This window comes from Microcoleus sp. S13_C3 (genome assembly GCF_036700905.1).
Lineage (GTDB): Bacteria > Cyanobacteriota > Cyanobacteriia > Cyanobacteriales > Microcoleaceae > Microcoleus.
Genome location: NZ_JAUBPT010000023.1, coordinates 30,862 through 53,722, shown reverse-complemented (window position 1 = coordinate 53,722; position 22,861 = coordinate 30,862). Strand labels below are relative to the sequence as shown.

The window sequence follows — 22,861 nt, the reverse complement described above, 5'->3', positions numbered from 1 at the left end:
CCCACCCCACAAGAGGAAAAATTTATTTTACTATGCAATTTAAATGCGGATTAGCTTAACATTTGGGCGATCGTACTCTAATTAATTTAGTTCGCGATCCACTGGTAATCCTCACCTTGGTTTTTTCACAGCAATACTTCGTTCGATCCCGCAGATGCAGTAGAAAACCCGGTGTTTGAGGCAAGCCGAAACCCGCTGTCTTGAGTCGAAGTGCGATCGCGAACTTTAAGTTTGTAAGTAGGTCATCGCCAAATAACCATAGTATCTTATCAGGGAGGGTTGAGTTAAGATCCACGATCGAAGCGAGTAGATGAGTCCTCTCACCCGCCGGAACCATGTAATGTTTATTTGCACCTACTTAGTGAGGACGGAAGGCCTCAAAACTCTTAAAGGTCGAGCTCAAACAATTTGATAATTAGTGATTAACCGGGTTTGATATTACTCGCTGGTCTATCCCTCTTAGATTATAAAATCTACTAATTTCAACTGCCAATTTAAATTACTTTTAGGACGAATATGTTTCCTAAACCCCTCAATCGTTTGGTTACAAAAATTATCGGCAAAGTTCCATTACAAACGGTGCTCGTGGTTCCTTTTTTAGTGCAAATTGTCGGCACGGTAGGAGTTGTAGGTTGGCTATCTTTCCAAAACGGTCAGCGGGCAGTCAACGATGTGGCCGCTCAGTTGCGGGGAGAAATTAGCGATCGCATCAAAGACCGCATGGAAAATTATATGTCAATTCCCCACATTGTCAATCACCTGAACGTTCAAGGCATAAAACTGGGGCAGTTGAACCTAGAAGAAAAGCAAAAACTCGAACATCATTTCCTCGAACAAATTCAATATTTTGATTCTATCAGCATCATTTACACAGGCAAAGAAAATGGAGAACACTCTGGAGCAATCCGCACTAAAAATGGGATTTTGATATCGGCTGCTGACAGCTCTACTGGCAATAAATTATCTCGATATACTGCGGACTCTCAGGGAAACCGCGTTCAATTAGTGCAAATTTCACCCAATATTTACGACCCGCGAACTCGCCCTTGGTACATAGCTGCGGCTGCGGCTAAAAAACCAATTTGGACTCCAATTTATACAGATTTTTTGACGAGGGAACTGGCAATTACTGCTGCTTTGCCTATCTACGACGACGCTGGCAAATTGTTAGGAGTAGCTGGCAGCGATTTGCTCTTTTCCCGAATCAAAGAATTTCTGGTTAGCCTCAAAATTGGCAAGTCGGGGCAAACTTTTGTGATGGAGCGATCGGGGGTGTTAATTGCTACTTCAACATCGAGTCCAGAATTTGTGGTGGAAGGTAAAGAAACCAGACGAATTAAAGCTTCAGAAAGCGAGAATTCGGTAATTCGCCAAACTGCACAACATTTAGAGAAATCCTACGATAGCTTAGCTAAAATTAATAATTCTCAACAACTTACTTTTGATGTTGATGGCCAGCGAAATTTTATTCAGGTAGCTCCTTTTAAAGACGATCGAGGGTTGGATTGGCTGATTGTAGTAGTTGTACCAGAGTCTGACTTTATGGAGCAAATTAACCTCAACACGCGCACGACTTTTTTACTGTCGCTTGCAGCATTGATGGGGGCGACCATCCTGGGGATTCTTACTGCTAAATGGGTAGTTCAGCCGATTTTAAAATTGAATGCGGCGGCGAAAGCTTTGGCCCGGAATGAATGGGATACAAAACTCACTCTGAATCGCGAAGATGAACTCGGAGAACTTGCCACTGCTTTTAACAGCATGGCCGAGCAATTGCAGCATTCATTTACTTCTCTCTCGGAAAGCGAAAACCGAGTAAAACAATTTTTCAATGCAGTACCGCTAGGGATTTTTATTGCAGATCCCAACGGTCAACCTTACTACATTAATCCTACCGGAGAGCAACTTTTATCTCAAGGAATTTTACCAACAAATTCCGAAAGTTTACGTCAATCCTACCGAGTTTATTTAGCGGGTACTCAGGAAATTTATCCGGCGGAACGCGACCCAATTTTAAATGCTTTGCAGGGTAAAAGTGTAACTGTTGATGATATTGAAATCTCCTCGACTGACAAAACTGTTCCCCTGCAGGTTTGGGGAACCCCTATTTATGACGCTCAAGGAAATATTATCTACGGGATGTGCGCTTTTCAAGATATTACAGAACGCAAAGTAGCCGAGAAATTATTAAAGGAATACAACGACAATTTAGCAGTGCAAGTTGCAGAACGTACCGCCGATCTTGCCAAGGCAAAAGAAAAGTTTTCTAAAGCTTTTCGTTTAAGTCCTAATGCGATTACCCTGACTAGAATTAGCGATGGTCGCCACATAGAAGCCAATGAGAGCTTTTGTCGGATGATGGGTTACAGTCACGAAGAAATTATTGGAAAAACAGCGGTTGAACTCAATTTCTGGGCGAGTTTGGGAGAGCGCGATCGCATGATTCAAATGTTAAAGAATAAGACGGCTCTTCACAACTATGAGCTGAGGTTTCGCAATAAAAGTGGTACAGAAAGAACGGCACTGCTGTCGATAGAAACCATCGATATTGACGGAGAAGCTTGTTTCTTGTCGATTTCTAGCGATATTACCGAGCGCCAAAAAGCAGAAACTGCCCTCCGGGAAGCAGAAGAAAAGTACCGCAACATTTATGAAAATGCTTTGAATGGAATTTTTCAAACTGCTATTGACGGGAAATATATCAGCGCTAACCCCGCTTTAGCTAACATCTACGGTTACGACTCGCCGGCTGAATTAATAGCAGCACAGCCGAATTTCCATAACCAGCTTTACGTGAAACCGAACCGCCGCGAAGAATTTGCAGCGCTGATGAACGAGTACGGGATACTATCAAACTTTGAATCGGAAATTTACCGCAAAGATGGCAGTATAATCTGGATTTCGGAAAATAGTCGCGCTGCCTGCGATGAAGCAGGAAATCTACTTTACTACGAAGGTTTTATTAAAGACATTACTGATAACAAACAAGCGGAAATTAAACTGCAGCAGGCGAAAGAAGCGGCCGAAGCAGCAAACAAAGCGAAGAGTACCTTTCTCGCCAATATGAGCCACGAATTACGATCGCCCCTGAACGCGGTCATCGGCTTTGCTCAAGTCATGCTCCGCAGTAAAACTCTGTCTCCTGAAAATCAAGAAGATGTTGCAATTATTCTGCGGAGTGGCGAACATTTACTGGCTTTAATTAACCAAGTTTTAGACTTGTCAAAAATCGAAGCCGGACGCACGACGATTAATGAAAAAAGCTTCGACTTGTACCAACTAATCGACGATTTAGAAGATATGTTGGCTCTCAAAGCTGAGCAAAAAGGTTTGCAATTACTCTTCGAGAGAGACGCCGAAGTTCCCCATTACATTTGTACTGATGAAGTTAAATTGCGCCAAGTTTTAATTAATTTGCTCAATAATGCAATTAAATTTACTTCAGAAGGGGGAGTGTCGATGCAAGTCAAAGGAGGAAAACGGAATATACATAAAAACAGCACTGATCAATTGCCGGGCCGCTACTGGCTGCATTTTGAAGTTCAAGATACTGGTGCAGGCATTGCTGCTGATGAAATCCATCAGTTGTTTGAAGCATTCGTGCAGACTAAAACCGGTAAAGATTCTCAGGAAGGAACTGGTTTAGGTTTAGCTATTAGCCGCCAGTTTGTGCAATTAATGGGAGGTGAAATTACTGTTAGCAGCGAGATCGGGAAGGGTGCAGTATTTCAGTTTGACATCCAAGTTCATCTGGTTGAAGCTAGTGATATTGAAAGCAAAAAAACTCAACGCCGAGTTGTTGCCCTCGAACCGAACCAGCCAAGTTATCGCTTGCTAATTGTGGACGACAAACCTTTGAACCGCCAACTGTTGGTAAAACTTCTCAGTCCACTGGGATTTGAGTTGAGAGAAGCGAATAACGGTAAAGAAGCGGTTGATATTTTTATGGAGTGGGAACCGCATCTGATTTGGATGGACATGAGAATGCCTGTCATGGACGGCTATGACGCCACGAAACAGATTAAAACTACAACTGGCGGGCAAGCAACGGCGATTGTGGCCCTAACTGCTAGCGTTTTGGAGGAAGAACGGGCGGTGATTCTTTCGGCGGGTTGCGATGATTTTATGCGGAAACCGTTCCGAGAGGAGGATATCTTTGTGGCAATGGGAAAACATTTAGGAGTACGCTATATTTATGAAGATCCAACCGCAGTAAGTGCCGCAGGTGTAGAGGAGTCAAGTCAGGAGGTGCTGACACCGCAGGCTTTCGCCTCTCTTTCTCCAGACTGGATGGCCCTATTCAAGCAAAGTATTTTGAGTGTGGACATGGAGGCGATCGCAACTTCGATCGCACAAATCGGCACTGTCAATCCCTCTCTTGCGGGCAAGCTTCAAGATTGCATTAATAATTTTGAATATGACAGAATTTTGAACATAATCGAACTCAGCCAGAAACAGTAAATACCCGATGATTTCAACTTCACCTAAAACCAATAGAGCTAATATTTTAGTAGTGGACGATACGCCAGAAAACCTGCGGCTGCTGGCAGGAATTTTGAGCGAAAAAGGCTATCAAGTGCGCCCGGTACCCAATGGCAAGCTAGCATTGTCTGCGGCTCAAAAAATACCCCCGGATCTAGTGCTGCTGGATATTATGATGCCGGAAATGGACGGCTATCAAGTTTGCCAGCAACTCAAAGCTTCTGAAATTACAAAAGACATTCCTGTTATTTTTATTAGTGCGATCAATGACGTGCTGGATAAAGTTAAAGCTTTTGGAGTTGGCGGAGTTGACTTTATTACTAAACCGTTTCAGGTTGAAGAAGTTTTAGCTCGGATAGAAACTCATTTAAAAATTTGTTCACTGCAACAAACTTTGCAAGAAAAAAATCAAGATTTAGCAACGGCGATCCACCAACTGCAAGCCACCCAAGAGCATTTGATCCAATCGGAAAAAATGGCAGCCCTGGGACAACTGATTGCCGGCATTGCCCACGAAATCAATACCCCCCTGGGCATTATAGGTTCTTCTGTTAATAATATATCTAATTTTTCCGACGAGTTTTTAGAAAATTTTCTTCAAATTTATCAAGAACTTTCTGAGGAAAGCAAAGCTTATTTTTTAGCTTTACTGTACAGAGCCACCCATCAAGAAGTTTTATTCACAAGCAGAGAGAAACGGAAATTTAAGCAGCAGTTGAGGGGGGATTTGATGGCAGAATCGGTTGAAAAATCTGATGAAATTGCGGATACTTTAGTTGACATGGAAATCTACGAAAACATCAAAGAGTTCTTGCCGCTTTTTAAATCGCCGGATTGCGAAGTAGTTTTAAATAGTGCCTACCAGTTTGCGAGCTTTAAAAAAAGTATTAGCCTGATCCAAAGAGCGACAGCGAAGTCTGGGAAAGTTGTATTTGCATTAAAAACTTACGCTCATTTTGATAGCCAACCAGAAAAAGTCCAGGCGAACTTGCACGATGGCATTGAAACGGTGTTAACTCTTTATCAAAATCAACTGAAACACGGTATAGAAGTAGTTAAAAATTATGGAGATTTACCCCAAATTATGTGCTATCCCGATGACTTAAATCAAGTTTGGACGAATCTCGTTCATAATGCCCTGCAAGCAATGGATTATCAAGGTATTTTGACGATTGAAACTCGGCAGCAAGAGGCAAATATTTTACTCAAGTTTACGGATAACGGTAAAGGTATTCCCTCAGAAGTTATTCCGAAAATTTTTCAGCCATTTTTTACGACTAAATCGGCGGGCGAAGGTAGCGGTTTGGGATTGGATATTGTGAGAAAAATTGTGGAAAAACACGAAGGCACAATTGCTGTAGATTCTGTACCGGGGCAGACAACTTTTACAGTCTCGCTGCCAATTTATTAAACAAAACTTACCTGCAGGAGGCTGATTCCCTCTGACGGAAAGCATCCAGGATGCAAGCCCCCGGATTCATCCGTCCAGAAATAAAAAACCTGTATCCGATAAACAAACGCCCGAATTTATCCGTGGGGTCAATGCTTCAATTCTTTAATCTAAAATCTAAAATCTAAAATCGATTGACATTCGTCGCTGTCTCGCTGACAAATACAAGATTTATTACAAGAAACCGGGTTGATCTTCGGAAGCCCTATTAAAATAAGATAGGGGACAGATATCCTGCATCTTTGCCCGAAATCTATAACGTAAAAGCAAGTCATGTCGGTAAACCTACTAAAATTTAAGCAGAGAGCAAAAGATGAATAAGCCTATAATTCTTTGCGTTGATGATGAACCAGATATCTTGAATACTCTCAAGATCCAGCTAAAAAATGAATTTAAGAATGATTACTTTTATGAATTAGCTGAAAGTGGTGATGAAGCTTTAGATATACTTGAGGAGTTTCAAGAAGAAGCTCAGGTGATTGTGGTTGTTTCTGATTGGCTGATGCCGGGAATTAAAGGTGACGAACTTTTAATTAAAGTTCACCAAAAATATCCTAAAATTATTAAGGTGATGTTGACGGGTCAAGCGGATGCAGCGGCAGTTCAGCGGGCAGTAGAAGAAGCAGATTTATACTGTTGTTTGTACAAACCCTGGCAAAGCAAAGACTTAATAGAGACTATAAAATCTGGGCTGGCTAAGTTATGAAAAAACCTGTGATTGTTTGTATTGATGATGAACCTGACGTTTTGAACAGTTTAAAGATTGAACTGAAAAAGGCGATCGGCGATCGGTGTATAATTGAAACCGCTGAAGGGGGGGCTGATGCTTTAGAGTTGCTGGCAGATTTGCAGGCTGATGAATACGAGATTGCTTTGGTGCTTTCCGATTATATCATGCCGGATATTAAAGGGGATGAACTGCTCAGAAGAATTCACGAAAGCTCGCCGGAGACGCTGACTATTATGCTAACTGGGCAAGCAGATTTGGAAGCCCTTAGTAATGCTATTAAGTATGCGAAATTGTACCGTTATATTCCTAAACCTTGGCAAAATGAAGACTTAAAATTAACGGTTGTAGAAGCAGTTCACAGTTATTTGCAAGATCAAAAGTTAACAGATGAAATTCATAAGCGCCAAGAAGTAAACGAGGAGTTAAAGCTAGTAAATGAGGCCCTGTCGGCGAGTGAAAGCCGCCTGAGTCAATTTTTAGAAGCTTTGCCAGTGGGGGTATCTGTTTATCATCCCGATGGCTCGATCGCCTATTTCAACCAGGCAGCGCGGGATTTGCTGGGTGCAGACACTATCCCGGAAAGCACTGCGGAACAATTAGCTGCCACTTATCAACTTTATGTTGCCAATACTGATGAGCTTTACCCGCCGGATAATCTGCCAATTTTGCGGGCCATCAAAGGAGAATCTGTTAAGGTTGACGATGTAGAAATCCGTCAAGATGGCAAAAGAATTGCGATCGAGATCAATACCACGCCGATTTTTGACGCTAGCGGAAATATTGTTTATGCGATCGCAGCTTTTCAAGATATTAGCGATCGCAAACAAGCCGAAAAAATAGTAGCAGATTACCACCACACCTTAGAAGCCCAAATTGACGAACGCACAGAACAACTGCAACAAGCCGCCTTAGCTGCTGAAGCAGCAAACAAAGCTAAAAGCACGTTTATTGCCAATATGAGCCACGAGTTACGCACCCCTCTCAATTCTATACTCGGCTTTGCACAAATCATGGAACCCAGCCCGGATCTTACTGTCGAAAACCGAGAAAATATGAGAATTATTCGGCGTAGTGGCGAACATTTGCTCACCTTGATCAATGAAGTCTTAGATTTGTCAAAAATCGAAGCGGGGCGGATGACACTCAACCCGAAAAATTTTGACCTCTACCGCTTGCTTGACGATTTGCAAGATATGTTTCAACTGCGGGTACATAATGAAGAATTGCAGTTGCATTTCCAGCGCGATGCTGACGTTCCTCAGTACGTGCGTACCGATGATATTAAACTGCGCCAAGTGCTGATTAATCTTCTGAGTAATGCGATTAAGTTTACGCAAACAGGCGACATCATCTTAAGAGTTATAAAGTTAGAAAGATCGGGATTTCTGGATTTATTGGAGAGTCCCACAGCTTGCTTTGATACCACAAGAAGTATTCGGGATTTTGCGAGAAATAGCAGTGATTTTGCCCAGGTGGAATGGAGCGATGAGGCTGATGATTTAACTGTGCCGGATTTTTTCCTGCTCTTTGAAATTGAAGATACAGGAGTTGGCATTGCTCCCGAAGAATTGGGCGATATTTTTAAGGCTTTTGTGCAAACAGCTTCCGGTCAAAAAATTCAGAAAGGCACGGGTTTAGGATTGAAGCTCAGCCGTCAATTTGTCCGCCTGATGGGAGGAGAAATTGTCGTAGAAAGTCAACTGGAACTCGGCACCACTTTTAAATTTGAAATTCCTGTCGGTGCGGTTTCTGCTGCCGATCGTCCAGATCCGCAACTTAACCGCGAAGTTACTGGGTTGGAACCCAATCAACCGTGCTACCGGATTTTAATTGTGGACGATCGCGAAGACAACCGCCAACTTTTAGTAAAAATGCTTTCTCCTTTAGGTTTCGGGGTGGAACAAGCCACCAACGGCCAGGAAGCCATAGAAATGTGGGAAAATTGGCATCCGCACTTAATTTTGATGGATGTGCGAATGCCAGTGATGGACGGCTACGAAGCTACTAAACAAATTAAGGCCAAAATCAAGCAGAGAGAGCAAGAGCAGCAAGGAAAGGGCGAAATGAATATTTCCCATCCCGACTCCCCGATTCCAAAGATTATTGCTTTGACAGCTAGTACAATTGAAGGAAGGCAAGCGTTTGCTTTATTGGTCGGCTGCGACGATTTTATTAGCAAACCTTTCCGCAAAATAGATATATTTGATACCCTCACCAAACATCTGGGGGTGAAGTATGTCTACTCTAACTCAACGGACTTGATCTCAATAGGCGATCGAAATAATTTATCCGACTCGCTCCCTAATGCTGCGCTTGCTTATTTACCTAGACTTCCAGCAGAATGGATAGACAACATGAAGCAGGTAATCCGCAGTGCTGATTTTGACTTAATTGTCAGGACAATCGACGAAATAAGGGAGCCTCATCCTGAATTGGCGGAAATTCTCCAGGGTCATCTCGATAATTTTGATTACCAGAAAATTCTCAATTTAATTGCCGAGGCGGAGGAATCAGATCATGCAGATGAAGGCGGAACAAACTGAAAACTATCAAGCCGATATTTTAGTAGTTGACGATACGCCAGATAATCTGCGTTTGTTGATTAGAATTTTGCACAAAACTGGCTATAAAGTTCGACCTGTTACTAATGGTTTTGCGGCGTTAGATGCTATTCAATCTAGCGCACCAGATTTAATTTTACTCGATATTATGATGCCGGATATTGACGGCTATGAACTATGTAAAAAATTAAAAGCATCGCAATTTAGGGAAATCCCCATCATTTTTCTCAGCGCCCTAGAAGAAGGAATAAATAAAGCAAAAGCTTTTGAAGTTGGCGGAGCGGATTATATCACAAAGCCTTTTCAGGTGAAAGAAGTATTGGCACGAGTGAGCAATCAACTTACTGTGCGTTCATTGCAAATCCAATTGCAAGAAAAAAATCAAAAATTGACCGCTCAAAACGTCCAGTTACACCAGGAAATCGCCGAACGCCGCCAGGTTGAAATGGAAACGAGATTGCTGCTGCAGGCGACTCAAGCTATTAGCAAATCTGAGGATTTTGAGTCGGCTATAGATGTGATTTTAGGTTTAATTTGCAAAACTATTGAATGGAATCTGGGCGAAGCTTGGATTCCTTGCAGTGAGGGCTTTTTAAAATGCGCTACAGGCAGGTACGTCAGTGACTTGAGTTTTGCCCAATTCCGACAAACAAGTTGGCAGTTGACTTTTGCTCCAGGTGTGGGACTCCCAGGTAGGATTTGGCAGTCCCAGCAGTCAGAATGGATCGAGGATGTTTCTACTGCACCGGAACAAGTTTTTTTACGAGCGGAAATTGCGCGGAATGTGGGATTGAAAGCGGCTTTTGGGGTGCCAATTGTGGCGGACAATCAAGTGTTAGCTATTTTGATTTTTTATCGCGAAAAAGTCCTGAAATGTCAGCCGCGCTTGTTGGAATTAGTGAGCGCCGTTGCTACGCAGCTTGGTTCGTTGATTCAGCGAAAACAAGCTGAAGCAGCGCTGAAACTGCAGCAAGGACAAACAGAGAAATTGCTGCTGAATATTTTACCGAAACCTATTGCGGATCGCTTGCAAAAAGAGCGAAAGTTGATAGCAGATCATTTTGATGATGTGAGCGTATTGTTTGCTGATTTGGTGGGTTTTACAGAGTTTTCGGCTCACAAAACTCCGACGCAGTTAGTGGAAATTTTGAACGGGATTTTCTCGGAGTTTGATAGGTTGTCTGAGTTGCACGGGTTGGAAAAGATTAAGACTATTGGGGATGCTTACATGGTGGTTGGGGGTTTGCCGACGCCGCAGGAGGATCACTCGGAGGCGATCGCACTTTTAGCTTTGGAGATGCAGGCCGCTTTGAGGAGGTTTAATGCCAAAATGGGAGAAAGTTTTCAATTGCGGATCGGAATTCACAGCGGTTCGGTGGTGGCGGGAATTATTGGTATTAGCAAATTTAGCTATGATTTGTGGGGGGATACTGTTAATGTTGCTTCACGCATGGAGTCGAATGGATTGCCTGGTAAAATTCAAGTGACGGCGCCGACTTACGAGCGTTTGAAAGAGCAGTTTGTTTTGGAAGAACGAGGCTATATCCCGATTAAAGGTAAAGGAAGAATGCTGACTTACTGGTTAATTGAAGAAAAAAGTAAATCTTTGTGATTTTTCGAGGTCAATTTCAATTAATATTAAAATTAGATTTAATTTGCACTTTCTCGAGGGCTAATCCTTTGCAAACAGTAGAAACAAAATCGCCGACAGCATTGAAAAGAGTCCTGGTTATTTTAATATCACTGCTAGCAGTAGCGGTACTGTCGATCGCTACTTTTATCGCTATACCTGGAGAAAAAACAATGTTTGCTGGAACCAGACCTGCCAATATCGGGATTGTGTCAGGAAAACTCGCAGCGTGCCCGAGTTCCCCCAACTGCGTCAGCAGCTTCAGTCAAGATGCCGAACACAAAATTGATCCTTTGGCTTACACTTCGTCGGCTGCTGAAGCGATGGCCAAGCTCAAAGGGGCGATCGACTCCTATGGAAAAACTAAAATAATCACGGCAACTGATAATTACCTCTATGCGGAGTTCACCAGTGCTTTGATGGGGTTTGTTGATGACGTTGAATTTTTCGTAGATGATGCAGCAAAAGTCATCCATGTGCGATCGGCTTCGCGTCTGGGAGAGTCGGATTTGGGAGTTAACCGCAAACGGATAGAAGCTATCAGAACTCAATTCAATCAACTCTGAACTTAAAATTTCTAGCTTTCCGGAAGCCCCTCTCCTGCAAGATGAGGGGCTTTGATATTTGGGTATTACTATGTAATGTTGATTTTTCACCACCTAGTTAACAATTATTAACAGTATGCACAGCGCAAAGGAGTGCCCAGCAGGGGGAGTAGGACACAGCAATGCCGTGTCCCTACGGTTGGCTTTGAGTTTTAATACTTGTTATAAGATTGACGATTGTATAGTTTTACAATCCTTAAAATAGCTGAGCGCGCTAGCACAGAAGAAGAGATGCCGTAGTATTCCTATAGTATTAAACGCCCTAAATTCTACACTTCAGACTTTAGGGAGAGGGAAGTCAACGATTTAATTTCTACTATTAATTTAAGTAGAGCAAAGAGGAAAAAACACATGGCACTTCAAAGACTAGCAGAATTTTATCCGAATTATCAGGAAGAAATCTTTGCGGGAGACGACATCAAGGGATTTGATGTTTATGCTGGCGACTCTGATGAAAAAGTAGGCACCGTTTATGATGCTTTGGTTGATGACACAGGTCGTTTCCGCTATCTGGTAATTGACACCGGTATTTGGATTTTTGGCAAAAAAGTATTGTTGCCAATCGGTTCGGCTCGCTTCGACTACGGAGCCCATCGGGTCTACGCAACAGGCCTTCGCAGCAAAGCTCAAGCAGAACAATTGCCTGCTTACAATGATTTAGAAGCAGTAGATTACGATCGCGAAGAACAGGTAAGAGGCGTCTATCGCAATCAAGGAACTGCCGCAGCCAGCACTGCAACTCCTGCAACTCCTGCTAGCTACGATCGCAGCAACTACAGCTACGATATCGACCGCCCCCTCTACGAAACCAACGAACAGCAGCACCAAAATCTCAAGCTTTATGAAGAACGCTTGATTGCCAACAAAAACCGCGCAAAAACAGGCGAAGTAGCCGTTGGCAAGCGCGTGGAAACTGAAACAGCGCGAGCTTCAGTACCCATTGAAAAAGAACGAGTTGTAATCGATCGAGTAACCCCGGTAGAAGCAGGTCGAGTAGTTTCAGTCGGTGAGGCTGACTTCCAATCAGGGGAAGTTGCACGCATGGAAGTCTACGAAGAAACTGCCGACATTCACAAGGAAGCTTTCGTCCGGGAAGAAGTCAACGTCAGAAAAGAAGTTGTTCGCAGCACGGTTGAGGGCGAAGAAACCTTGCGTCGTGAAGAATTAGACGTTAAGACTGATGGAACTGCGGTTGTAGATAATAAAAATAAAAAGATCTAAACCAACCGCAACAGCTATTGCATAGGAATTGCGCCTTAATGACATAATTCTGTCACCGCGCAGGTTTGATGGAATTGGTGGCGATCGGGCAATTCCTATGTGAGGGGCGGGGAGGGTACAAAACTTGTCTAGTTTTGGCAACGTTTATGAACTTTCCCCGCCTTTCCCAATTTTCCCTTACCAATTCATAATAAAAATCCCTAAGCAGGAAAGTTTAAAAAATGAACGGTCAAGCCTCAGCAGAAAAGATAGCAACTGCCAAATCAATAACCCGTCTCAACCGGGTGCCTGAAAAGGTCAGAACTAAGCTAAAAAGTTTTACCGTCAAAGACAACCAAGGTCACTTAGTAGGCAAAGTTAAAGATGTCTATTTTGATGCTAACGGTCAGTTAAACTTTGTGGTGGCCGGGCTAGGTAGCGACAATCCCCGCATTTTTTTATTAAGTGTTAAGCTGCTCAAAAAAGTCGATTATCACCAAAAAGCGCTGTTTGTAACTATTAATTCGGAGCAAGTCGATCTGCTGCCGGTAGCTTCGGCAAATGGCGGGCATCCGTATTTAGAAAAGGCCTCGGAACCGGATAGTGAATTTAGCAACAGTGAGTCAACAAATCCCTCAAAAGTTATGTCAAATCTAACAGATGCCGATCTCACAAATGCAGATTTCGAGACAGATCAGGATGAGGAAAACTTCGATATTGTCGATCAAGAAGTAATTCGCCTGCTAGAAGAACGATTGGTGATCAATCGCAGCAAGCGCAAAGTCGGCGAAGTCATAGTACGTAAAGAAATTGAAACTCGGATGGTACAAGTGCCTATCCAGTGGGAAAAGCTGATTGTCGAACAAGTCGGCGACGATCCGAAGGTGTTGGCCGAAATAGATTTAGGCGAGGGAAACATCACCGGTATAGATTTGACCGAGATTAAGACCGATCGCGAAGAACCGACAGTTAAGGCTGAATTTACCTCTGTGCAGAAAGCTAGCAAAATCTTAAATTCGATCGCCTCTCAACCCCGTCACGGTTGCGTGAAAGTCCGCCTAGAACTCGTTCTGGAAGACAAGCAACTTGAGAATACTTACCAAAAATGGATGACGGAACACAACTCAGAGAGTTAAATCTAACAGCGGGCTGTGGCGAGTCGTGCTGGGGAGAAAGTTCACCGCCATCTACTAAGATCGTGTTCGGTAAATTAACCGTAATTTTGGTAGGGGCGGGTTCACCCATATCTATAATATAAGCGCGAGATCCGTAAACCCGCCCCGACCGGGATATGGAAATTTTTAGCGATCGACCTCTAGACAAAATTGTACCGACTTGCGGTAAAATTGTGGTGGTCAAATTTAAAAGTATTTGAAAATGCCCAGCACAATCTCCGACATTAAAGTAAAAACGATCGCAGGCGAAGACAAGCAGCTAGGAGAGTACGCTGGCCAGGTACTCTTGATAGTTAATGTAGCTTCCAAATGTGGCTATACACCTCAATACAAAGGGCTCGAAGAATTGAGCCAGAAGTACAGCGCGGCTGGACTCCGTGTTTTAGGATTTCCCTGTAACGACTTCGGAGGTCAAGAACCCGGAAGTAATCCCGAAATCGTCAATTTCTGTACTACAAAATACGGCGTCACCTTTGAATTATTTGACAAAGTACGCGCTAAAGGCACTCAGCAGCACCCGCTATACGCTAAGCTTACGAGTGCAGTCGATCCCAAGGGTGAGGTTGCGTGGAATTTTGAGAAATTCTTAGTTAGCAAACAGGGTGAAGTGGTTGCCAGATTCCGCAGCAGTGTTGGCCCCGATTCACCAGAACTAATCGCTGCTATCGATCGAGAATTGGCCAAATAAAAAGTTCGGCAACTAAGCAGTTTACAGAATTTAACGGATTTAACGGATGGAGGTTTAGGGAAGAGGGAAGAAATTAATTGGCTTTTTTTCTAATAAGTTGAAAGCTTATTTTTTTCTCTTCCCCATTGTTTGCAAGCACTCAGCAATTAAGAAATACCGATGATAGGATTTAATTGGAGAACTGTTTAATTTAATGGAAAATACATCGGGATTAGATTTAGTTGTAGGTGTACTTGCCTTCGCAATTCTGGCAGGTGGTCTGGCCATGCTATTTGTAGGCATGGCATCGTTTCCCAAAGAAAAATAACAATACTAGGACTTACTCAGGAATGAGAATTAAATAACTTCCACAAGTTTGTGGGATGGGCGTCCCGCCCGTCCTTTTTGGACGGGCGAGACGCCCATCCCACAATAATAATTAAAATTGTAAGTTATTTAATTCGCGATCCTCACAATTGTTGAGAAACCCGGTTTTTTTACGAAAAGACACGTTGTAGACCGCACCCAAGGTAAAAACCCCGGTTTCTGCGCCCCGATGAAGTCCTGACTACCAACTTAAAAGGCTTATTTTACAGCAGACGATCTGAATAAATCAAACTGCATTCAATTTGAACATTCGCAATTGACAATCATGCAAACTACCGAAAACAACGTCAAAATTGCCCTCGCGCCGGGGAATTTGCGCCGCGTTCATCATATCGCTTTAAACGTGCGCGATATGACAGCTTCCCGCCACTTCTACGGTACAATTCTCGGGCTGCACGAACTAACAGGTGCAGAAATTCCCGCAACTTTAACAGAAATGGTAGCCGCTGGTAAAGTCGCTAATTTCGTTACCCCAGACGGTACTGTTATTGACTTATTTTGGCAGCCCGACTTGGAACCGCCAAACCCAGACCCGGAGAAAGCTTTTACCCGCGCCAACCACTTAGCCTTCGATATCGAGCCGGATTTGTTCGATCGCGCTCTGGAAGTGCTAAAGTCAAATCAAATTGCGATCGATAGCGGCCCCGTCACTCGCGCTACAGGACGCGGCATTTACTTTTACGATCCTGATGGATTTATCATCGAAATCCGTTGTGATGCCGTTTAAACACTCGCTATCGGGTTCTCCGTAGTCCGCGTGCACCCTACATTTACTCTTTTGATTGCGGTAATCCGTAAACCTCCTACCTTTAGAGTTGTTTTATTTTCCGTCTTGGCTAATAGGTTGCTTGGGCCAAGTAAACCGAAAAGTGGCTCCCTTACCTTCAGCAGATTCTAGGGAAATACTGCCCCCTTGACCTTCCACAATTTTTTTCACCAGCGACAAACCAATCCCTGTATTTTCAACTTTATCGCGAGCTTCCAATGTCTGAAAAATTACAAAAACTTTATCGTGATATTGAGGAGCAATCCCCGGCCCGTCATCCTCTACAGAAAACTCGTAAAAATCATCTAACTCTTTAACCGAGATTTTTACATGACCCGATTCAGCTCGGTTGTGCTTAATTGCGTTGCTAATTAAATTAGAAAAAACCTGCTGCAACAGCAATCTTTCTGTCACAAAATTTGGCATTCCCGGTTCAACTTTCACCTCAAATCCCGACGGCGGCGCCAAAGAATCAATAATTTCGGCTAATAAATTATCAACTTTTACCCTTTCTAAAGCTACTTTAATGCGTCCGACGCGGGAATATTGCAGCAGTCCTTCAATCAAAGCTTCCATTCTGTGAACTCTGCCGCGCAGCAGGTTCATTTGGTGCAGAGTATCCTCTGTCATTGACTCGCTGAGGTCTTCTTCTATCCAACTGCTGAGATTTGCGATCGCCCTGAGCGGCGCTTTCAAATCGTGAGAAACTACATAAGCAAACTGGTCTAATTCTTGATTCCGCTTTTTCAAAACATTCGTTGTTTGAGCCAGATTTTGCGCCGTCAACCTCAATTCTTGAGCGCGCAACCGCAGCGATTCCTCAGCTTGTTTGCGTTCCCTAATATCTTCTACCACACTCATCAGAAATTGAGTGCCATTTTGTTCTCGCAGGAGCGAAACCGTCAAGTTGGCCCACACCAACTCTCCGTCTTTGCGGATGTAGCGCTTTTCCACAGAGAAATTTTCAATTTCTCCTGCTAACAATTGGCGCACAAGTTCCAGTTCGCTTGCCAAATCTGCAGCCCAAGTAATATCCTGAAATCTTTTCTCCACCAATTCTTGCCGGCTGTAGCCCAAAATTTCGCAAAGTTTTTGATTGACTAACAGAAACTTGCCTTCCACAGTCGCTTGAACCATGCCGACTGCCGCCTGCTCAAAAGTAGCGCGAAACCGCTGCGCGCTTTGGGCTAAAGCAATTTCTGAGCGTTTGCGATCGCTAATATCGTTGCTAATTTCCAAAATAGCCACCGGTTGATCTTGATCGTCGTACTGCAAAGTCCACCGGCTGGCCACCGTTATTTTGGTGCCGTCTTTCTTGGTTCGCACCAGTTCTCCTTGCCAAGAACCCTTCTCGAAAAATACTTTTTGAATTACCTCAAAAGGTTGGGCCCATTCTGTTTGTAGAAGCTGGTGAATATTTTTTCCCATTGCTTGCGACTTCCGCCACCCGTAGAGCCACTTTGCCCCCAAATTCCAATAAGAAATTGCCCCATTCAAGTCTAGTACCGCGATCGTATCGTTGGCCAAATCCAGCATTTGCGCTTGCTTTCGCAGAGTTTCCTCTGCTTTTTTCCGTCCTCTGGCATCGCGGCAAATCGCAATAAACAAGTGTTGATTGGCCAGACGCATTTCGCTGACAGACAACTCCATCGGAAACTTCGTTCCGTCGTGTCGCATTCCAACTGTTTCTTGCTGGTAAGTCTTCAGGGTAGTATCTGGATGTAACACAAAATATTCGATCGAATAATCCCCCACACTGCTGTGCGGCAGCGGTTGAGCTATCAGCCGCCGCAGGTTAGATCCCCTTATTCGATCGGCTTTCTGGCCAAAAATCTTTTCGGCTGCCCTATTAAAAGACTCAATATTTCCCTGTGCATCCAAAGTAATAATACCGTCAGCCGCATTGTCTACCACAGCTTGAATGCGACTTTTACTTTCTTCCAAGCCAGCTTCCCGCTTCCTCAATTCCTTCTCTAAACTATCAAATAAATACCAGGAAGCCCCTGCACCCAAACAGCCGGAAAGCAAACCCGCAACTTGCACAAAATTAATGAAATCTACCACGTCCCCTAGTTGCCGATCTACACTTTTCTGGTAGGCTTCGCCGGCAGCAGAAAAAGTATTAATTTGTGTACGCAGCTTATCCATGTTCAATTTGCCTTGAGCAAACACCTGAATTCTTTCCGGCGACTGCATCCTTGTTGCCGAACTTTCGAGCTTATTCAAAGTGTTTTGCAAGAAATTTATATGCTGTTCGGTACTTTTTTTTATAGCTTCAAATCGCTGAGCTTGCAGTTTGTTTTCTTGAACCATAACCTTGAGTTTAGCCAGCAGCGGAGGCAAACTCTTCTTTGCTTCTAAGTAGGGTAATAGAAATTCGCGGCGCTGCGTCAACCCATAACCCCTAATGCTCGTTTCCGCATCCACCACCAGGCCGATCAACCGGTTAGTTTCCTGAAGTATTGCCTTATTAGTATCTGCTCGCTTTCTTATCTGTATCGCACTATCCCGGAGGCCGGCAATTGCTAGCAGCGAAGCAAACAGAAAAACCAGGGGGATAGCAATGATTACTGTTCCCCGCTGGCGAATTGGTCGGTCTGTCCATACAAAGTGGAGGCAGCGATCGAGCAAATACTTCACGGATATTGAAGGAGAAACTTTGCTGCCAGTATATCGCTTTTTGGCAGTTTAGGCTATGGATAAGTTTGTTTTTTTATTGGGCGCTCGTGGGGGACTAACCGTGGAAACTAGATTAGACCCCTGCGATAGCTACCTGCTGACACTAACAGCAGATTTTTTGGCACGGTGTTTAAACTGAGGCAACGAGAAAGAAAGGACTTTTTTCGACACCGAGACAGCAGGCGAAGCAGATAGGATAGTTTCTGCTTTACCTTCGTTTTCGCCTTCGGCTTCTGCTTTTAAACTAGAGTCTGTTTCGCAAGGGTTCTGAACAGTTGTAACTACAGTAGTCCACCTGCCTGTAGCCGGATCGCGATAACAAGTAAAAGGATTTATTTTTAGCGGTTGACTGCAAGGTTTAATCATGTAGATGCACTCCTTTGATTCTGAGAAATTCTGCATTGCTTTCAGCAGCAATGCTATATAGCCAGTAGAAACAGTATGAAGGCAAAAAGCAGAATTGTGTTTCTGCGTCCAGAGACTTTAGAAACTTGCTGATTTCCTGTTAAATTTTGCCTTCTACTGGTTCGCGACCATAGCATTACTTTTACCAAATTGCCTTTCTGGAAGCAACCCCCCACCCCTTTAATTAGGTTGAGGTGGGATTTGTAAATGCAGCGAGGCGTCCGATCGGGCCGGCAGGACAAATTTGGGATAATATAGGTATTCTAGGCTGAAAAACAATGCTAGTGTGTGATCGACAACAGAGGTCGATCGCGATCGGTGTCACAATTAAAAATGGAATGGGTAATTGGTAATGGGTAAGTGGTAATGGGGGAAGTGGTAATGGGGAAATTCTTCCATCTTTTGCCATTCGTTAAATCCCTGAAATCCGGTAGATAATTCCTGGCAAAACCCCCACCATTTAAATCCCTTAAATCCCCTACATTGCTAGTTGCCCAACTTGATTCTAACTAAGATCAACTTTTGCCTTTAAATGAACAGTAAAAGTAGAGCCAACACCCAACTCACTCTCAACAGTGATATCGCCGCCCATCATCTGGCAAAACAAGCGGCTAATGGCCAATCCTAAACCAGTGCCGCCGTACTTGCGAGTAGTCGAAGCGTCCCCTTGAATAAAAGGTTGAAACAAACCCTGCTGCTGTTCTGCCGACATTCCAATCCCCGTATCAGATACCTGCAAATAAACCCAATCGCTGTCACCTGCTGGTTCGCGACTCGCGCTCAACAGCACGGTTCCACCTTCGGTAAACTTCAGGGCATTCGAGAGCAAATTGAACAGAATTTGCCGGACTTTAGTCAAATCTGCATACATCACTCCCAAATTTTCCGAGCAAGAAACTTGCAATTGATTGTGGTTTTTTTCCACCAAAGGGTGCAAAGTTGCAACGACTTCTTCTATTAAATTACAGAGGTCAAATTTTTCTAAATAAAGCTCCATCCGACCGGCTTCTATCTTAGAAAGGTCGAGAATATCGTTAATTAAAGTCAGCAAGTGTTTGCCGGCGTTATAAATTTTTTGGGTATCGGGAATGATCTCTTCGAGTCCCGATTCCCGTGCTTCTTCTTGTAGCATTTCGCTGTAACCGATAATCGCGTTGAGCGGTGTCCGCAGCTCGTGGCTCATATTGGCTAAAAAAGTGCTTTTAGCTCTCGAAGCTGCTTCAGCTTTGTGTAAGGCTTCTTGCAAGGCTATTTCGGCTCTTTTGCGCTCGGCAATTTCGATGCGGAGCAGTTTATTGGCGGTGGTGAGTTGAGCGGTGCGCTGATCGACGGTCATTTCTAGCTGCGCTTTGGCTTTGGAGAGGGCTTCCTGAGCCCGCTGGCGCTCAAATCCTTCGATCGCCAGCGCTACCAAATTTGCCAAAGAATCGGCGAAGGTGCGTTCCTCCAGAGCCCATTGGCGGGGGGCACCGATATGTTCGAGAGAGAGGATGCCCACGATCTGCCCACCGAGCCTAATTGCTACATTTAATATGGATGAATTGGGCTTGCTGGCATTTGGCAGCACAGCGGAATGTTCGGCTAGCGAAGATGCGTGGGACAAATTTGTTTGTAGAGATTTTTGAGTCTGTGTCGTAGGTTCTAAACCATTCTCCGATCGCAAATTTTCGCCCGGTGCGTCGCCCTCAACATCTAAAAGGGATAAATTTAAATCGCTTGGCGATATGGACTCCCGGCTCAAATGATTCTCCTGGGTGCGATCGTACAAGTCGAGACAAACTAATTTGAGGTTGGGCATTTTAAACTTAGAATGATTCACCCCCTCGTGTTGCTCTGAGGCCCCGGCCTCTGTATCGAGTGCCTCTGTTTGGTTGTGGGCGAGCACTCTCTCCGTAAAATTTAGCTGGGGATCGCTGGGGTAGCGAGTTCCAAATCTTCCGTGGTTGTAAAGCCAGACGCTGACTTTTTCCACATCCAAAGTGCGGGCAGCAGCCTCGGTAATTTCGCGAATTCCCACATTCAGCGCACCGCTGTTGAGAGTCCTCTGCCTACCTAGCTGCAACAAAGCCAAACTCTGGCGGCGGAGCCGCTTTTCGCTCTCTTGGAGGGTTTGTTCTGCTTCCTTGCGCTGGGTGAGGTCGTACAAGGCGCACAATGCTGTCGGCTCGCCGTTAAACACCAGCGACTGAACCGAGATCATCGCCCAGAAAGCGGTGCCGTCTGATTTTTTGCAGTGGATTTCGTAGTTTTGGAGGTATCCCTCTTTAGCAAGTGCCTCAAGTACCTTTGGGCGATCGGCGGGGTTGAAGTAAAAGTCGGGAGTGCTGCAGCCGATCAATTTTTCTAGGGGTATGTTCAGCAGAGAAGCCAATTGAGCGTTCGCATACAGAATTAACCCGTCACAGAGGCGAGAAACTAATATCGGCACGGGAGTTGCCGAGGCGATCGCCCGAAACTGCTCTTCGCTTGAACGCAGCGCCAACTGAGCTTTGCTCAGCAAGTGAGCTTCCATCGTATCTGAATGTTCGGTGGTAGTCTCCAGCAAAAGTTCTAGGTCAACCTTTTCGCGCTTCAAGTTTTCAAGTTCCGCACTCAGCCGCTGAACGTCGAAAAGTAGCTGTTCTGTCGATGGTTCTTCCTGCATAGCAATTGAAAATTGGTAATTTTTAGTCGGTTCTGAAGTTTTTTATGGTTTTGTGCTAGTTTAACTATGACTTATTCCGATTAACTTCAGCCACCCTCATCCTGGTTCTCGGACTTAGCCGGGGATTCCTGTCTACCTTTTTCGCTATTATTCCAATATTATTCCAATTCTAAGTGCAAGGAAGGCATCAGCCGCTGCAAGTTTTTCAGGGATTTTATCTGCCAGGGGATCTGTTTAGAACCTTTGATGGCCATTTGAATATTTTTTTGCTGGCGCACTTTGATCACAAATTTTGAGACAATATTAATTCCAGAACTATTTAAAAATTCTAGCTTTCGCAGGTCTAGAGTCACCGTGTTTGGGCAGGAGTCAGCCACTTCGTTGAGCAGATCGACGATCGGTGCGTATTCTTCCACCTGGCTGAGTCGGAACGAGCCGCTACAGGTGACTGTTTGCGTAGCGCGATTGTACTGGATCGTGTAATCTTTGGTCTGAATCTCCATACTTTTGTCAGTTGTCGGTTTTGAGTGGTAAAGGGGCTTTGCCTGCGTGAGCGAGGATTGAGCTTCAGGCTAGCACGATCAAAATTTACCCGTTTGCCGAATGCCGAAGGCCTTTGCGCGTGTAACTTTTATTACATATACTGCCAACTGTAGCATTGCCCCTGGGCAGTTAGGAGTTATTTTAGGATTTAGCGGTTGTGATACGAGTTGGCAAAAATAATGCAACTGTTGACTAGCTCCCAACCCTGGTAGTCATAAGTCATTGCCAATCTAACATCTCAAATCTCAAATCTCAAATTGTATGAGTTGTGGGGGTTGACGAGACCAACTTGGGCTGAAGTTCCGACCTATCAATTCGATTTTTTTCTCAATTTAGTATTGACAAAATTCCAAAAATGTGAGAGATATTTCACATCGGACACAGAAGTGAAGGGGAGAATATTTAATGGCAATTTCAGGAATTACAGAAAAGCTTTTGGCGGCTAAAAAAGCTAAGGGAATTAGTTTTGCAGATTTGGAAAAAGTTTTGGGGCGCGACGAAGTTTGGATTGCCGCGGTTATTTACCGTCAAGCTACCGCATCAGAAGATGAAGCCGAGAAAATTGTCTCGGCTTTGGGACTAGATAGCGAGACGGCTGCGGTTCTCTGTGAACCTCCGTTAAAAGGTTCTTTGGAGACCTCGGTTCCGGTTGACCCGCTGATTTATCGTTTCTATGAAATTATGCAGGTTTACGGGATGCCACTCAAAGCAGTGATTCACGAAAAATTTGGTGACGGGATTATGAGCGCGATCGACTTTACTTTGGATGTCGAGAAAGAAGCAGACCCAAAAGGCGATCGAGTGAAAATAATTATGTCGGGAAAATTTTTGGAATACAAAAAATGGTAAGCCCGTGCGGCTTTATTTTTAAGTGAAAATTAAAAATTCAAATTGGCTCCCATGACTCATGACTAATCACTAAAGCCTCAAAAGTGTT

Annotated in this window: 15 protein-coding genes; 11 read left to right on the top strand and 4 right to left on the bottom strand. The window is 44.1% G+C overall.

Annotation, left to right across the window (positions count from 1 at the left end; all coding sequences use genetic code 11):
- Window positions 1-516: 516 nt before the first annotated feature.
- The 10 genes from QUA16_RS09415 to QUA16_RS09370 all read left to right on the top strand — a co-directional run bounded on the left by QUA16_RS09415 (window position 517) and on the right by QUA16_RS09370 (window position 15,614).
- Window positions 517-4,461 carry a PAS domain S-box protein gene (locus QUA16_RS09415; protein WP_333105747.1) on the top strand — a complete coding sequence of 1,315 codons (3,945 nt, stop codon included), beginning with the start codon at window positions 517-519 and terminating at the stop codon, window positions 4,459-4,461.
- Window positions 4,462-4,468: 7 nt separating this feature from the next.
- On the top strand, window positions 4,469-5,893 hold the full coding sequence (locus QUA16_RS09410) for a response regulator (RefSeq protein ID WP_333105748.1): 1,425 nt from the start codon (window positions 4,469-4,471) through the stop codon (window positions 5,891-5,893).
- Window positions 5,894-6,245: 352 nt separating this feature from the next.
- Window positions 6,246-6,638 carry a response regulator gene (locus QUA16_RS09405; protein ID WP_333105749.1) on the top strand — a complete coding sequence of 131 codons (393 nt, stop codon included), beginning with the start codon at window positions 6,246-6,248 and terminating at the stop codon, window positions 6,636-6,638.
- Window positions 6,635-9,205 (top strand): response regulator, encoded by a 2,571-nt coding sequence (locus tag QUA16_RS09400; protein WP_333105751.1) that lies wholly within the window; start codon window positions 6,635-6,637, stop codon window positions 9,203-9,205. Before QUA16_RS09405 ends, QUA16_RS09400 begins: the two co-directional genes overlap by 4 nt.
- The gene (locus QUA16_RS09395) at window positions 9,180-10,835 is read left to right on the top strand and encodes an adenylate/guanylate cyclase domain-containing protein (RefSeq protein ID WP_333105753.1); all 1,656 of its coding nucleotides are present in this window, start codon (window positions 9,180-9,182) and stop codon (window positions 10,833-10,835) included. The genes QUA16_RS09400 and QUA16_RS09395 overlap by 26 nt, the downstream gene beginning before the upstream one ends.
- A gap of 68 nt (window positions 10,836-10,903) precedes the next feature.
- Window positions 10,904-11,419 (top strand): DUF1499 domain-containing protein, encoded by a 516-nt coding sequence (locus tag QUA16_RS09390; RefSeq protein ID WP_333105754.1) that lies wholly within the window; start codon window positions 10,904-10,906, stop codon window positions 11,417-11,419.
- Window positions 11,420-11,809: 390 nt separating this feature from the next.
- Window positions 11,810-12,679: a DUF2382 domain-containing protein gene (locus QUA16_RS09385; RefSeq protein WP_333105756.1), complete on the top strand. Its 870-nt coding sequence runs from the start codon at window positions 11,810-11,812 to the stop codon at window positions 12,677-12,679.
- Window positions 12,680-12,900: 221 nt separating this feature from the next.
- On the top strand, window positions 12,901-13,794 hold the full coding sequence (locus tag QUA16_RS09380) for a DUF2382 domain-containing protein (RefSeq protein ID WP_333105757.1): 894 nt from the start codon (window positions 12,901-12,903) through the stop codon (window positions 13,792-13,794).
- A 241-nt stretch (window positions 13,795-14,035) separates the two neighbouring features.
- Window positions 14,036-14,521, top strand: a complete 486-nt coding sequence (locus tag QUA16_RS09375; protein WP_333105758.1) for a glutathione peroxidase — start codon at window positions 14,036-14,038, stop codon at window positions 14,519-14,521.
- Between the two features lie 631 nt (window positions 14,522-15,152).
- Window positions 15,153-15,614 (top strand): VOC family protein, encoded by a 462-nt coding sequence (locus tag QUA16_RS09370; protein ID WP_333105759.1) that lies wholly within the window; start codon window positions 15,153-15,155, stop codon window positions 15,612-15,614.
- Between the two features lie 93 nt (window positions 15,615-15,707).
- Here the strand turns inward: QUA16_RS09370 and QUA16_RS09365 are convergent, their stop codons facing one another.
- The 4 genes from QUA16_RS09365 to QUA16_RS09350 all read right to left on the bottom strand — a co-directional run bounded on the left by QUA16_RS09365 (window position 15,708) and on the right by QUA16_RS09350 (window position 21,884).
- Entirely contained in the window at window positions 15,708-18,293 is a 2,586-nt protein-coding gene (locus tag QUA16_RS09365) for a PAS domain S-box protein (RefSeq protein ID WP_333105761.1), read from the bottom strand.
- A 129-nt stretch (window positions 18,294-18,422) separates the two neighbouring features.
- Window positions 18,423-18,698: a hypothetical protein gene (locus tag QUA16_RS09360; RefSeq protein ID WP_333105762.1), complete on the bottom strand. Its 276-nt coding sequence runs from the start codon at window positions 18,696-18,698 to the stop codon at window positions 18,423-18,425.
- A 544-nt stretch (window positions 18,699-19,242) separates the two neighbouring features.
- Window positions 19,243-21,381 (bottom strand): ATP-binding protein, encoded by a 2,139-nt coding sequence (locus tag QUA16_RS09355; protein WP_333105764.1) that lies wholly within the window; start codon window positions 21,379-21,381, stop codon window positions 19,243-19,245.
- A 158-nt stretch (window positions 21,382-21,539) separates the two neighbouring features.
- On the bottom strand, window positions 21,540-21,884 hold the full coding sequence (locus tag QUA16_RS09350) for a slr1659 superfamily regulator (protein ID WP_333105766.1): 345 nt from the start codon (window positions 21,882-21,884) through the stop codon (window positions 21,540-21,542).
- Between the two features lie 445 nt (window positions 21,885-22,329).
- Between QUA16_RS09350 and cynS the strand changes: the two genes are divergently transcribed.
- Window positions 22,330-22,773: a cyanase gene (gene cynS, locus QUA16_RS09345; protein ID WP_333105767.1), complete on the top strand. Its 444-nt coding sequence runs from the start codon at window positions 22,330-22,332 to the stop codon at window positions 22,771-22,773.
- The last annotated feature ends 88 nt before the right edge of the window (window positions 22,774-22,861 follow it).

Excerpts from the sequence above, each read along its gene's own strand:
- cynS (WP_333105767.1), top strand. The coding sequence starts at position 22,330 with ATGGCAATTTCAGGAATTACAGAAAAGCTTTTGGCGGCTAAAAAAGCT.
- QUA16_RS09385 (WP_333105756.1), top strand. The coding sequence starts at position 11,810 with ATGGCACTTCAAAGACTAGCAGAATTTTATCCGAATTATCAGGAAGAA.
- QUA16_RS09360 (WP_333105762.1), bottom strand. The coding sequence starts at position 18,698 with ATGATTAAACCTTGCAGTCAACCGCTAAAAATAAATCCTTTTACTTGT.
- QUA16_RS09400 (WP_333105751.1), top strand. The coding sequence starts at position 6,635 with ATGAAAAAACCTGTGATTGTTTGTATTGATGATGAACCTGACGTTTTG.
- QUA16_RS09350 (WP_333105766.1), bottom strand. The coding sequence starts at position 21,884 with ATGGAGATTCAGACCAAAGATTACACGATCCAGTACAATCGCGCTACG.
- QUA16_RS09355 (WP_333105764.1), bottom strand. The coding sequence starts at position 21,381 with ATGCAGGAAGAACCATCGACAGAACAGCTACTTTTCGACGTTCAGCGG.
- QUA16_RS09380 (WP_333105757.1), top strand. The coding sequence starts at position 12,901 with ATGAACGGTCAAGCCTCAGCAGAAAAGATAGCAACTGCCAAATCAATA.
- QUA16_RS09410 (WP_333105748.1), top strand. The coding sequence starts at position 4,469 with ATGATTTCAACTTCACCTAAAACCAATAGAGCTAATATTTTAGTAGTG.
- QUA16_RS09370 (WP_333105759.1), top strand. The coding sequence starts at position 15,153 with ATGCAAACTACCGAAAACAACGTCAAAATTGCCCTCGCGCCGGGGAAT.
- QUA16_RS09415 (WP_333105747.1), top strand. The coding sequence starts at position 517 with ATGTTTCCTAAACCCCTCAATCGTTTGGTTACAAAAATTATCGGCAAA.
- QUA16_RS09405 (WP_333105749.1), top strand. The coding sequence starts at position 6,246 with ATGAATAAGCCTATAATTCTTTGCGTTGATGATGAACCAGATATCTTG.
- QUA16_RS09375 (WP_333105758.1), top strand. The coding sequence starts at position 14,036 with ATGCCCAGCACAATCTCCGACATTAAAGTAAAAACGATCGCAGGCGAA.
- QUA16_RS09395 (WP_333105753.1), top strand. The coding sequence starts at position 9,180 with ATGCAGATGAAGGCGGAACAAACTGAAAACTATCAAGCCGATATTTTA.